Raw genomic sequence first — 14015 nt, 5'->3', positions numbered from 1 at the left:
ATGTTTAATAAAAATTCATTAACAATAATAATAGCAACCACATTAGGATTAACCGCCTGTGGATCTGATGATAACACTCAAGCAACGCCAGCGGCTCAGATTGAGCTGCGGATTTTAGAGACCTCAGATCTGCACACTAACATCATGGATTATGATTATTACAAAACCCAATATGATGCAAAAATAGGCCTGGCTCGAACTGCCAGTCTCATTAAGCAGCAAGCTGCCGAAGCCATTAACGTTGTACTCGTTGACAATGGCGATTTATTGCAAGGTAGTCCTATGGGAGACTTTGTGGCAGCGAATTATAAACGTGATAATACCATTGGTGGCACTCACCCAGCGTACAAAGCAATGAACACACTTGGCTATTCAGTCGGCAATGTCGGCAACCATGAGTTTAATTATGGGCTAGATTTTCTAGAAGAAGCCCTTGGAGGAGCTAACTTTCCTTATGTTAACGCGAATGTACTTTGCGAAGCAGATTGTTGGCAAGGAAAAGCCAAAGGTGACAACTTATTCACGCCTTATGTTATCGAAGCCAAAACCGTGTTCGACAGTAATGGTGATGAGCAAACGCTGAACATAGGGTATATTGGGTTTGTGCCACCTCAAATTCTGCAGTGGGATAAGCAAAATCTGGCAGGCAAAGTGTCAGTCATGGGCATTGTTGAAGCCGCTCAAAAGTTCATCCCCTTGATGAAAGCTGGAGGTGCTGATGTCATCGTCGCGATCCCACACTCAGGCATAGGAACACCCAGTAACCCTGTCGATGCCAGCGACGAAAACGCCACCTATGCTCTCTCACTGGTTGAAGGCATCGATGCAATAACATTTGGCCACAGCCATTCAGTGTTCCCCTCAGCGACGTTTGAAGGACTCGCAAATGCCGATTTAGACAAGGGCACCATTAACGGTGTTGCCGCAGTCATGCCTGGTCGGTGGGGAGATAACTTAGGTATTGTCGATCTTAAGCTAGAAATGCAACACGGCGCTTGGGTTGTTATCGACGGCAGTGCAAAAGCGGCACCGATATATGACGAAAATGTAGAATTAGTCAGCCCTGATAAAGGCATTCGTGACGCTGTAGAAAACGCACACTTAGGGACGCTTAAGTACGTCGACCAACCTATTGGTAAAGCCTCAGCAGACATGTACAGTTTTCTCACTTTGGTGCAAGATGATCCATCAGTGCAAATTGTCTCTGATGCACAAATAGCTAAAGTGACAGCCAATCTCACCGACGCACTCAAAGGGATACCCGTACTCTCTGCTGCGGCCCCTTTTAAAGCTGGCGGGCGTCATAGCACAGCCGCTGACGCAGACTCTTATGTGCAAGTCCCCGCTGGAGATCTCACGTATAAAAATGCAGCAGATTTATACTTATATCCCAATACGATGGTGGCGGTAAAAGTCACTGGAGCTGACATAAAAGAGTGGTTAGAGTGCAGTGCCAACCAGTTCAATCAAATATCAACCAGCTCCACTGAGCCACAATACTTGATCAACTGGGACACTCACCGTACCTATAACTTTGATGTGATAGATGGCATTACGTATCAAATCGATGTAACGCAACCCACGAAATATGATGGCGATTGTCAACTGGTCGACGCCAATGCTAATCGCATTGTCGAGTTAACCTACACCGAGGGGGATACGGTATTTACCGGTAACCAATTCGCGAAAAAAGAATTTATTGTCGCAACAAACAACTATCGTGCATTTGGCGGTAAATTTGCAGGAACTGGTTCTGATTATGTCATCATGGAGCTGCCTGATAGTAACCGTGAAGCATTGGCACAATACATTGCCAATGAAACTGAAATAAAAGACCAAGTGGATCCCAGCGCAGATAATAACTGGGATTTTGTGACCATTAGCACCGCGACGCCATTGGATATTCGTTTTGAAACTCAAAACACGCCTTTAGCCGATAAGTTCATCTTAGACAACCAACGACGCCCGCTCACTAAGCGCACTGACCTTACCGACGAATTTGGTTTTGCTATCTACAATATCGATTTAACCACAGATCCTGTTACTCAATAACCACCTGTTAACAAGGCGTTTTTTTAAAACCGTATTCGTGCTGTTTTCAGCAGTAAAAAATCAACGCTCATTGCAGCTAAGTACTCATAGTTAATCATCTCCATCAATATACTTTGATGGAGATAATTGCTTTAAGATCATTAAAATCCACTCCCACCAATAAAAAGCAGAGGTAATTGCTTGCGAAAGTCCCCCCAATAGAATAGGTTAGATATTGAGCGGTTAAATTTTGATTAAAGTGGAGATACAATATGGATAGAATAAAGGAAGCTCAACAACACTTAAAAAATGAATTTAAACTTTACAACGATGCAACCACTAACAAACTCCCTAAACTCGACCTCGAATCCCCAGAAAAGCTGGAAGCATTACTCGAATCGGTCACTCGAAGGGAATCACTCAGTCATTCAAAAAAACTGCCACCAGCAACCAAGCTAAAATCAGCCCTTGCCGATAACCTACTGTTACTGGACAATTTCGACATTAAAAAAGCCAAAGAAGCGGGCAGAGCTGAAAGCTAAGCTTGTACACGCAACAAAACTCACGCCTTATGACTGGCGTCATATTTACGTTAATCAACTAAAAATGCGGATGTTGACCTTAACACCAGTGCGTGAACATCCGTTTTACTTCAACAAGCCAAAGATGGATTCACGCTTATCAAAAAGCCTGACAACTAGTTTTTCCTTTTATCTCGATAAAGATTATTGGCGCCATTAATGGCCAACGAACATACAATCATGACACACAGGAAAGTCAATGCCAGCTTTGACTGCGAATAATGGTTATAAATAAACATGGGGTTATATTCTGAATTTCTGCGAATAACATGCTCAATCGACGATGCAAAATTGACAATAATAGAGATCATATACAAGATAACAAGACCTATTTCATTGCTGGTCAACTTGTAATATTGCGCCGATTTTTGGGCTAATTGGCTAAAGCAGGGGATCTCAAGATTTGCGATATAACTTGCCGTTTTTTGTCGTAATAGTATCGAAAGAACAATACTAAGATCTAAAAAACTAATCGCAATATAAAACCACCCACCCCACTGTAAAAAAATATCAACTGTCAGTACATCTATTGTCTTTAAGACCATTATAGTCCCAGTTAACCAACGAATATTGGGTGACTGAGCACTCACCACAAAAGCAACCAGTACTACAACCCATTCATAACGATTAATCAATGAAATATATTCAAACATAAAACTGGATAAACCCTTACTTTCAAATTAATGGTAAGGTCTGCTGACTCAATAGGATTTCACTGTAAAGGCGAAGATTCAAATAATGCTACAACGCATCAACATTACAGCATTAATTTAGCAAACATTAAACTTTAATGGATACCTGAGACGCTTGTGTTAAATCAGCAGTATGAGCCGCACTCATGCCTGTCACAAGGTGTTCATAAATTTCCGGGTTTTGCATTAATGGGGGAGGCTTAACATCTCCTCCCCATGTACTTTGTCTAATATAAGGCTCACTTTTAACCGCTAATTTAGCGACAGACAACATAGATTGATTACTTGGTAATACCACGGGTGGATGATTGATTTTCATTGTGAATCTCCTTATTTGAAGTTCGTCTGTTAATGGTGGCAATATCAGGAAATAAGTTACTAGGGCTCAGCCCAACAATGACACACAGACGCAAAAACTGGGACAGTTTAGGCTCAGAAATGCCCTCCTCCCAGTTATAAATCGTCTGTCGACTGCATTCAAGTTTATTTGCCAATTCTGTCACACTGTATCCTTTTGACAGTCGCAGTGATTTTACAATGTCAGGTGTTGTTAGCATAAGTTCCTTTTGCACCGCTATCCGTTAACTACACACGCTTTTAGTGACTAACCATAGGTAAGCCTCTAAAATAAGGACATATATTTAACATTTTTTATAATTTTAGTCTAATTATTTTGACATTTGATTTGCTACTATTAACACTCGAGTTGACTTGTGCAGTAACAAACTAAAAAAACTAACAGAACCGCCTAGGGAGCGAGCACAAGATAAGCAATTTACTATCAATCATATTGCTGTTTTTTGATAGTAAACCCAATGAAATTGACCTAAGAGTCAGTCATGATTTACAACCCGAACAGAGTCGAGCAGGCCAGTGCTCGACTCAATTTTTCACCTTCTATGTAAAATATGCTCTTATACCTGCACGGGTAATGAACGTTAGGCAATGTCTAAAAAATGAGTGAGGATTCATCACTGAACCACCATCTCATTAATATGCAGTGAAGAGACATTCATGATTTTCAGACAAGTAATTCAATAAAGGCTAATTCAGTCTGTTTTTCAATACCAAATCAAGTTATCCTATCTTATTAAACACCGTAATACTTTGATCATCTTAATGAATATAGCGTATCCAAACATGACTCAACTGCCCTTTTCTCAAGCTTGCGACAATAACAAAGATCCCATTCTTCAAGTGATCGATACTATTTTTTCAACCTCGACTCATTTACTCGAAATAGGCACTGGCACGGCTCAGCACGCCGTCTACTTTGCTGAGCACCTGCCACACCTTATCTGGCAAACCAGTGATCAATTGCAATATCTCGACGTGATAAACGCAAGACTGGCTCAATATCAGCGTCCGAACTTACCTCAGCCATTAACATTGGATGTCACCTCGGTCTGGCCGCTACCCATGGCAGCGCACATCGATGCCATTTTTACCGCCAATACCTTACACATTATGTCAAAGGTCATGGTTGAAGCTTTTTTTAAGGGAGTCGGCCAACATTTACAAGCTAAAGGCCAGCTATGTATTTATGGGCCATTTAAGTACGCGGGTAAACATACCAGTCAGAGTAATGCCAGATTTGATCTTAGTCTCGCAGAGCAGGATCCGAGTCGTGCCATTCGTGATATTGAATGGATTATTCAACTTGCAGAAATTCAAGGGCTAACATTCGTTGACGATCACGACATGCCCGCCAACAACCGCCTACTACATTTTACAAATAATATCAATTAGTTAAATAAATGCTTCACTTAATTTTTTTATTAAAAATAACCACGTTAAGTAACAAAAAACTACAACTTAAATCCTTCGATTTGCTTGGCCAACTTTCTTGCGTCTTCGGCAAGAGTTAGCCCTATTTGTGAAGCATTTTTGGCGGAAAGTAAGGCATCATCAGCCCCCTCACCTATCGATGATGTTTTGCTGTCTATTTGGGTACTGACATGACGTTGCTCGGCCACCGCACTCGAGATATCTCGCATCACCGCGACAATTTCCTGCACACTCCCCGTTAGCACACTAATGCTTTCTCTGACTTCATTTGCTTGGGTCACACCATTATCCGCTTGTTGGGTACCCGCTTCCATGGCTGAAACGGCCTCTTTTGCACCAAGCTGAATTTGCTCTATCATGGTTTGTATCTCTTGGGTTGATAGCTGAGTTCGGCTCGCTAAACTTCTCACTTCATCGGCCACCACAGCAAAGCCGCGCCCTTGCTCCCCCGCTCTCGCCGCCTCTATCGCAGCATTTAGTGCCAGTAAATTAGTTTGTTCGGCGATCCCTCGAATAACATCAACCACATTGCCTATTTCTGAGCTGTGAGATGCAAGTTGATTGATCACTTTAGAGCCTTTCGCCACCTCTTCTGCAATTGAATTGATCCCTGATACTGTTGCGGAGATCACCGTTTGTCCTTGCTCTACCGCATGACTGGCTGCACTGGTAATACTGGTGGCTTCGCCTGTACTGGATTCAACGCTGTTGACCGACACGACCATCTGACCAATAGCACTGGCGATTTCATGAGTCTGGGTTTGCTGCTCAGTTAGCGTACCTTCAACTTTATTGGTTATCTCTTGCATTTTACTACTGGCCTGAACCACATCATGACTCAATACTTGCACTTCACGGATCAAGGTGCGCATACTAATTAACATACTATTAAATGCCAATGCGATTTGAGAAAACTCATCTTTGCCATCAATTTGTATATTGTGACTCAAATTGCCATTAGAGACCTGACTGGCCACAGACTCAATCTGATAAACGTTAAACACAATGGCTTTATAAATCGCCAATAAAGCATAAAGTGAACCTATCACAACAGAAATAACCATAAGCATTAGCCAAAACATGATCCTAGACTGGTCAACTTCTCGCTCATTAAGCAAGGTTGCCAATGTCTGTTGGTTATCATTAAGCCCCTCCTGTATTAGCAGGGCCATAGCACCAGACTCTGCCGTAAACTCATTAAGACCTATGTTTACATTTTCAGGGCTAATAATATCGGCATCGACTCTTTGTATAAATTGAGACAAACGGGTGTGAAGTGCATTAATCGTCTCGATAAATTGTGATATTTCCTGACTGCTCGCTTTGGTCTTTAACCGAGATAGCGTTTTTTGGCTACTTTCTAACAGCTCAAATAAACGTGTATTAAGCGCCACTAATTGAGTGTAATTTACGGGAGTAAATCCATTATTTCCTAACACTTCAATGGCCACTGTACTCACACGAGAATGGTAGTCATTGATGGCTGAAATTCTTGTCAAATAAAGCTCTGCAAGGTAAAAACCTTTAGGATCATGATCAAGTGCTAAGCCTGAACTCGACCCAATATTTTCTTTCAAATCTGCAATGAGATCTGCACTATGATTAATGGCGTCCAATGCCGTCTCATTTGACTCACTTTGCAGTGCATTAGAGATTTGCGATAACAGGGTCATTGACTCACTATCGTCAATGGTTTCAACACTCGCAACCAGCTTCTCTGATACTCGTGTTAGCGTTGAAGCAACCGCGTCACCACGGATCAGAGCTAACCTTGCCTGTTGCAAGTTAAGATCCACTGCTGATAAGGCATTAACAGACGCTAAGCCTCTTAATTCGTTACCAACAATTTTTACCTGTTGGTATTGAAGTTGAATTAAATACGCAGCACCAAGGGACAGTGGTACTAAGGTGGCTAAAGCAAGCAAACTAAACTTTTTCTTAAAATTAAGTCTATTTGCGATATTGATACCAATAGAAAAAAATGCGCTCATAATCAATCATCCATCTAAACAAGTATGGATAAATATTAGACCATATTAATCAATATTTTATTTCAAATGTACATTCGTGGATAACGCTAAGATATTCACTGACCTAAGCTCAGCTCACTAAGCTCACGAAGCGTTGCTCTGTTAATTGACATTACTTACAAAAACGCAAACTATCGCACCAAACACGACTGCACGATTAAACGCAATATGGGTGACATGACGCTTAACGAAAAATGATATATCGTTAATCGTCTCAACACCCATTAACTTTAAAAATCAGATACTTCAAATTGAGTTAATTGTATACTACTCATGTCGAGTTGCTGGCGTAAACTGCGCGTTTGTACAACCCAGTAGTTCATGTAAAACTGAGCAGTTTTCAGCTTTCCTTGATAAAAGTCTACTTCCAATGTAGCGGTCTCAAGAGCTGACAATGCCACAGAAGCGGTCCGTGCCCACATCCAAGCCAACGCTGTGATCCCAAAAATTTGCATATAAGGCATAGAAGCCGCGCCAAGAATATCTGGGTTTGTCTCTGAATGATTAACAATAAACTGGGTCGCTTGCTCAAGATCACTTGATGCATCCATCAGTCCAGCAATATAGGGTTTCATCAACTCATTATTGACATTAGCCCCAATGAACTGCTTGACTAACTCAGACCAATTAAACAAAGTCGCCCCTTTATCAAAGAGGATTTTTCGACCCACTAAATCTAACGCTTGCACCCCGTTAGTGCCTTCATAAATCATAGAAATACGAATATCACGAACAAATTGCTCCATACCCCATTCATGGATATAACCATGACCACCGAAGACTTGTTGCGCATCGACACACGCATTAAACCCTCTATCTGTCACAAAACCTTTCACAATGGGTGTAAATAACGCTGCAAACTTAGAGGCGAGCTCTGCTTGTTCTGGATTATGATGGCGCTCTGCTTTATCTAGCCATAAAGCTTGCTGCCCCATCATCGCTCTTGCCCCTTCATTAAACGATTTTTGCGACATTAACATGCGGCGAACATCTCCATGAACCAAAATAGGATCTGCCGCCATTTCAGGCGCCTTAACACCACTTAGACCACGTCCCTGTATTCTATCTTTTGCGTAAATAAGCGCATTTTGATAAGCAATTTCAGACACACCCAGCGCTTGCACACCAACCATTAATCGTGCCTGGTTCATCATAGTAAACATGGCCCGTAAACCTTGATGTGCATCACCCACAAGTTCACCTATCGCGCCATCGAAATGCATCACACACGTCGAGTTACCGTGGATCCCCATTTTATGCTCAAGTCCTGTCGCACAAAGTGTATTGAGCTTGCCTAGACTGCCGTCTGTATTAACCAAAAATTTAGGCACCGCAAACAAAGAAATACCTTTAACTCCCTCTGGGGCATCCGGCAGGCGGGCCAACACCAAATGAAGGATATTGTCAGCTAAATCGTGATCTCCCGATGAGATAAATATTTTTTCACCCGAAATAGCAAATAAGCCTTCACCAACATGCTGTGCTTTGGTGCGTAACAGGGCCAGATCTGTCCCCGCATGAGATTCCGTTAGATTCATGGTACCTGTCCATTCACCTGTCACCAGTTTGGCTAAATATTTCTGCTTTAACTCATCACTACCATGGGCATGAATCGCAGCATAAGCCCCATGGGTTAACCCTGGATACATAGCAAATGCCATGTTGGTTGCTGTTTTCATTTCAGTAGCAAATACCCCTATTACCTCAGGAAGACCTTGGCCACCAAATTCGGGATCACAGGTTAATGTTCCCCATCCGTTCTCTACGTACTGCTGATAGGCATCCTTAAAGCCTTTGGGGGCAATAACATTGCCATCAAGTAACTGACAACCTTCGATGTCTCCACGACAGTTAAGCGGTAACATAATGTCAGTCGCGAAATCTGCCACCCCTTGTAAAATCGCATCGCTCAGTTCAGCGTCTATTTCATCAAAACCTCTTAATTCAGTTTCTTCATAGATATTAAGAAGTTCATTTAATATAAATTGATAATCTCGACGTGGTGCTTGATATGACGCCATCTCTAATCCTTTTATTTACCTGCACAATTAATCATTGTGAGTTATTCATACGGTAGTTTCAATCATGCGTTTAAATGATACCATTTGCAAGAAACAGCTTACGTTAACTGGAGCTTAAAACGTGATCTCGTTCTTCAAAATAAACCTCGACATCAAAAAATAACATTTAATAATAACGCTTAGAACGACACCATTAATAGGGAGGGAGAGACTCACTTTCAGGTAAGATACACTCCATTCAACGAATGATGTTATGATTCAAATTCTTCTTTTGACTCTGAGGATAAAGAGTTTAACTATTTGTAAATAACCTCAATTAGAATTAAATAAGGAAACGGCAGATGAGTGCAATCACGACCAAAAAACACGCTAACGGCTTGGAATATGTCAATGTAGATACTCCACTATGCCAAGCCAGAATTTTCTTACAAGGTGCACAAATTGAATTTTTCCAACCTAAAAACCAAGCACCTCTATTGTGGGTTTCCAGTGCAGATGACTATCAAGCGGGTTATGGGATCAGAGGAGGGATCCCTATTTGTTGGCCTTGGTTTGGTATGCATAGCAACCCAGATTGGCCACAACATGGCTTTGCCCGCACCCGCATATGGGATTTAACATCGACTCAGATCCTCGAATCAGGAGTAGAGCTCAACTTTACCCTTGAATTAAATGAAGAAGATACACGATATTGGCCACATCATACTCAAATTGCGATTCAGTTTATCTTAAATAACACATTAACCGTGTCATTGATCAATACCAACTTATCCAGCAACACGGTTAAGTTGACTCAAGCACTGCATAGCTATTTCCCCATTACTGACATCACTACACTCAAGGCAAAGGGGTTTGAGGGCGCAAAATATCTGGAATTTGGTGAAGGTCCTTTTAAGCAACACAATAACGAAGTGGTGTTCAACAAAGAAACTGACCGTGTTTATACTGAACTTGGTCAGATACAAACACTAGAAACACCTGAAGGTATTATCGAAGTTAGCCGTAAAAATAGTCGCTCAGCAGTACTCTGGAACCCTTGGATAGATAAATCGCAGCAATTATCTCGATTTAATGCCGAGGATTATGCGTCTATGGTGTGCCTTGAAGCGGCAAACGTATTAGAGGATGCTGTGATATTAGCCCCACATGAGACCCACACATTAACCACTCAGATCCGTTGGAAAAATTAAATGTCATTCGATAAAGTGACTCACATTAACCCAAAATTAATCCTCATTATCGACCTCCTTATTACCCTATTTTAAAGAAGTTGCGCAGCAATAAGCATAAATCATGGCAACTTTTTTCACATATTGGTGTTGCCATCATGCTAGACTCAAATACCATTAATTGGCGATAAAACCACAATTCATGATCCGCACTTTATCACGAGCAACCCAATGTACGCTGGCTTGCGCTTTTCTCTTGATCAGCTTACTCATCACATTAATGCTCAGTTATGAATGGCTGGCAGTTAAGCTTGCCAACCATTATTTACGCCAATATGACACCAAGATCACTGAACTCAGTCTCTATCCCCGTTCATTGACTCATTGGCAATTACCTAAACTGGTATTGGTGGTAAAGGGTAGCGATATCCGCATTCAAGATCTCGAATTGACATTCGATAACCGTTTTTCTCTACTGAACTTTTCTGCCAATCAACTCGCCACCATTTCACTGGGAAAAATAGCGGTAGTACTTAACCCTAATGTACTCAGTAATACAGGTAAAAACCTCGATGAACAAGGACCCACGTTAGGACTGGATATCACCCAGCTGCCGCAAATAGAAATGGGGCAAACATCCCTCTCATTAAAAGGGATCCCATCCAGCGCATTAAGTTTGAATTTAACTCATCTCACATTAGATAAATTGGGTCACTTAACCAGTCAGCTCACCCAACATGGGCAGCCTCTATTCACTTTAGATGCTCACCTCACCGATAATAAATGGTCTATTTCAAGCTCCATCGTCTTCGAGCAGCTATACACTCTGTTAAACAATATCGCTAAACACCCCTTAACGAACAGCGCATTTAATGCTGTGCTGGCCATGAAGACAAAATTAGATAAACAGGGGATCTATTTGAGTGGCACACTCAACAGTCAAGCGGAGTTGGATTTGAAAACGGCTCAGCTACATTCTATTCATCAACTCATTGGCACACAGTTAATTTTGTCGCCATTAGCAGATTTAGCCTTAATTCCCAATACAGCATTAGCTCAATCGTCCCTCTTAGTATCAACAAGTTCACTCACTCATATCGAAAGCAAACCGAATCAGATGTTGGAATTTGAAATCGGCGGGCACATTACCGATCTATCCCTCACGGTACTTCCCTTCTCGATACAAGTGACTCCCAAGCCCCAACAAACAATTGCACTGTTGGCACTTATCAAGAATAAGACCTTACTCAAGGCCATTGAGCCATTGCAAACAACCAAATCCAATGAGCCCTTGAATCAATTAACAGCCACTCTTTCATTACGTGATCCTCTCAAGTTTTCCTTCTTAACACAAAAAATTAGCTCACCCGACATTAGGCTTTCAATCGTCAATAACACCATCTCCACCAATATTTCACTCAAAGCGCTAAGCCTAGTCTTGCCTCACCATGTACAATCTCTGGCGCTTAGCGCCAATTGGTCATTCAACTTAATCACCAAAACGCAACTCGCACTTCAGCCGCTATTGCCGCAAAGTCTCAATGCACTTGAATTACACTTAGCAAACACCACCATGACCACCAAGGGGACACTGCAACTGAAGCAGGTTAATGATACACATGATGGCGTCACTCAAACTCAGCCTATATTCACATTGAGTGTTGATAACGAATCCAGTATTGTCAGTGATAAGCTGACGTTACGCACAGTCCAAGATAAACAAACAGCGATAACAATGAAAATAGGATCACTTTCATTATCAAACCTCACACCGCTTAAAGTAAGCTATGCATCCGATACACTTTCAGTGGTGCTACCACGTCTTGTATTACGTCTAGATCCTGTCACCTATCATTATCAGCCTTCATTAACACCAAACGACATCACATTTGAGGCCAATAATGTAATCTTTCGCACATCGGCTCCCAGTGACTTCACTGTCAATATGGGCTCAAAAGATCTGCAGCCATTGGCCCTCAAACCTACCCAATTTACAGGTGCTAGGTTTTCATTAGAGGCTGAAAAAATTAGCTTTTTAGATAAAAAAATAAGTAAACAAGCACCATTGGCTGCCCCCTCTATTGCCATCACAGCTCAAAAGGCTAAATTGTCATCGTTAACGCCTTTCTCACTTGAACATGCTCAAGAGAATAATGCTCAATTAACCCTGATACTACCAAAGTTTGAATTCAAGCAAACAGAGACTGAATTCATTCAAGTCATTAAAGACCCCGCTCACGTTCAAGAAAAAAATCCAGCGAATATTAAGATAGCAACAACAAAAACGCCGCTTTCTCAGTCATTAAATCAAGCATTAACAGCTAAACTTCCCTATTTCACCTTGACAATATTGGACAGCACAAACTTAGCGTTTATGCTCGATAAGACTCAGCATTGGCCACATATTCTCAGTCAGGCTGCGTGGAGAAACCGAGCACATTACCAACTTGAAGGCTTAACACTCACACGCAGCCATCATAAAAATAAGCGCCTAAAAACAGAAAAAATACTGCAGCTTAATCACGCAACAATAAAACAAGCATTCAATTGGAGTAAACCCACGTTAACAACCCAAGAAGCTTGGTCATTAGGCGAACTCCAATTCAACTCAACACACCAAGTCACTCTTGATTTAACTCGGCAAAATGTGCAAAAAATATCTGTTCAGGGTGAGGCAATGCTTGAAAGCGAATTAAGCGAGATATTAGCCATTGTGGATGCAAGTTATCCACTGCCTGCAACATTTCATGCCAATGGTCACGCAACATTGGAGACAAAATACCGTTTTACTCCAGTAAGCACCTCATCTGCCCAGAAAACCACGCTATTGGCCGTAGATTTTAGCCCAACACTGACTGAGGTTAGCGGCAGTATGAATGAGCTGCCTTTTGAAAAAGCCATGCTAAATGCCAAATGCCAGCTGAGGTTACATCACGATGACCATCGCCCAAAAGAACAAAGTTCTCTCGCATGTGATGAGATTAATCTATCCGCTAGGGCCTTTAATCCTGGGGTCCTTATCGAAGACTTTGACTCTCATGCAAGCCTCTTTATCCCCTTAGATTCAGAGCCCAAAAAGCCCTCCCCATCCGTCAGTGTACCAACCCACTTGACTCATGCCGATATTCAGATGAATGCCAGCGGTAAACTGCTCGGTGGAAAACTCACCTTGCCAGAGTTTACCCTTAATCTAAAAGAACGATCTCATGGATATTTAGTGCTCCAAGGACTCAATCTGGCTGAACTCATTGCCATTCAGCCTCAGATAGGCCTTTATGCAAATGGTACGCTAGACGGTGTCCTCCCTGTTGATTTAGTGGATGGAAAAGTCTCAGTCAGTGGAGGTCGCTTGGCCACCAGAGCACCTGGAGGGCTCATTACTCTAAACGGCAACCCTGCAGTCGATCAAATGCGAGATTCTCAACCCTATCTCGATTTTGCTTTCTCAACCATGGAGCACCTTGAATATTCAGAACTGTCTACTAGCTTCGACATGGCACCGACAGGAGATGCTATTTTACACCTCAATGTTAAAGGCAAAGGAAAAGGGGTTGAACGCCCTATACACTTGAATTATTCTCAAGAAGAAAACATGTTACAGCTTTTAAGGAGTCTACAAATAGGGGATAAGTTGCAAACTCAAATTGAACAATCAATAAATTGATTGATATAAACAAACTGGATAAAAGGAATGAACCGTGAA

The 14015-nt window shown here is 41.8% G+C and carries 10 protein-coding genes; 5 read left to right on the top strand and 5 right to left on the bottom strand.

Annotated features, from left to right (window positions below; all coding sequences use genetic code 11):
• Together HQQ94_RS10215 and HQQ94_RS10210 are read left to right on the top strand one after the other, a co-directional pair.
• On the top strand, nt 1-2052 hold the full coding sequence (locus HQQ94_RS10215) for a bifunctional 2',3'-cyclic-nucleotide 2'-phosphodiesterase/3'-nucleotidase (RefSeq protein WP_173294325.1): 2052 nt from the start codon (nt 1-3) through the stop codon (nt 2050-2052).
• A gap of 251 nt (nt 2053-2303) precedes the next feature.
• Nucleotides 2304-2573, top strand: a complete 270-nt coding sequence (locus HQQ94_RS10210; RefSeq protein WP_173294324.1) for a hypothetical protein — start codon at nt 2304-2306, stop codon at nt 2571-2573.
• 155 nt (nt 2574-2728) lie between these two features.
• Here HQQ94_RS10210 and HQQ94_RS10205 read toward each other — a convergent pair whose 3' ends face one another.
• From HQQ94_RS10205 to HQQ94_RS10195, 3 genes are all read right to left on the bottom strand, one after another.
• The gene (locus HQQ94_RS10205) at nt 2729-3265 is read right to left on the bottom strand and encodes a hypothetical protein (RefSeq protein WP_173294323.1); all 537 of its coding nucleotides are present in this window, start codon (nt 3263-3265) and stop codon (nt 2729-2731) included.
• 127 nt (nt 3266-3392) lie between these two features.
• A complete protein-coding gene (locus HQQ94_RS10200; protein ID WP_173294322.1) occupies nt 3393-3623 on the bottom strand; it encodes a hypothetical protein in 231 nt (76 codons plus the stop codon).
• The gene (locus HQQ94_RS10195) at nt 3586-3861 is read right to left on the bottom strand and encodes a helix-turn-helix transcriptional regulator (protein WP_254304039.1); all 276 of its coding nucleotides are present in this window, start codon (nt 3859-3861) and stop codon (nt 3586-3588) included. The genes HQQ94_RS10200 and HQQ94_RS10195 overlap by 38 nt, the downstream gene beginning before the upstream one ends.
• Nucleotides 3862-4444: 583 nt before the next feature.
• Between HQQ94_RS10195 and HQQ94_RS10190 the strand changes: the two genes are divergently transcribed.
• Entirely contained in the window at nt 4445-5053 is a 609-nt protein-coding gene (locus tag HQQ94_RS10190; RefSeq protein WP_173296601.1) for a DUF938 domain-containing protein, read from the top strand.
• A gap of 59 nt (nt 5054-5112) precedes the next feature.
• Here the strand turns inward: HQQ94_RS10190 and HQQ94_RS10185 are convergent, their stop codons facing one another.
• Together HQQ94_RS10185 and HQQ94_RS10180 are read right to left on the bottom strand one after the other, a co-directional pair.
• Nucleotides 5113-7083, bottom strand: a complete 1971-nt coding sequence (locus HQQ94_RS10185; protein WP_173294320.1) for a methyl-accepting chemotaxis protein — start codon at nt 7081-7083, stop codon at nt 5113-5115.
• Between the two features lie 269 nt (nt 7084-7352).
• Nucleotides 7353-9143 carry an acyl-CoA dehydrogenase C-terminal domain-containing protein gene (locus tag HQQ94_RS10180; RefSeq protein WP_173294319.1) on the bottom strand — a complete coding sequence of 597 codons (1791 nt, stop codon included), beginning with the start codon at nt 9141-9143 and terminating at the stop codon, nt 7353-7355.
• Nucleotides 9144-9484: 341 nt separating this feature from the next.
• Here HQQ94_RS10180 and HQQ94_RS10175 point away from each other — a divergent pair, with 341 nt between their 5' ends.
• Nucleotides 9485-10333 carry a D-hexose-6-phosphate mutarotase gene (locus HQQ94_RS10175; RefSeq protein ID WP_173294318.1) on the top strand — a complete coding sequence of 283 codons (849 nt, stop codon included), beginning with the start codon at nt 9485-9487 and terminating at the stop codon, nt 10331-10333.
• A gap of 160 nt (nt 10334-10493) precedes the next feature.
• Nucleotides 10494-13976, top strand: a complete 3483-nt coding sequence (locus tag HQQ94_RS10170) for a YdbH domain-containing protein (RefSeq protein ID WP_173294317.1) — start codon at nt 10494-10496, stop codon at nt 13974-13976.
• Nucleotides 13977-14015 lie beyond the last annotated feature (39 nt).

Source organism: Shewanella sp. VB17, from assembly GCF_013248905.1.
Classification (GTDB): domain Bacteria; phylum Pseudomonadota; class Gammaproteobacteria; order Enterobacterales; family Shewanellaceae; genus Shewanella.
The sequence above is the reverse complement of the archived record's forward strand: the minus strand, read 5'-3'. Positions and strand labels throughout refer to the sequence as shown.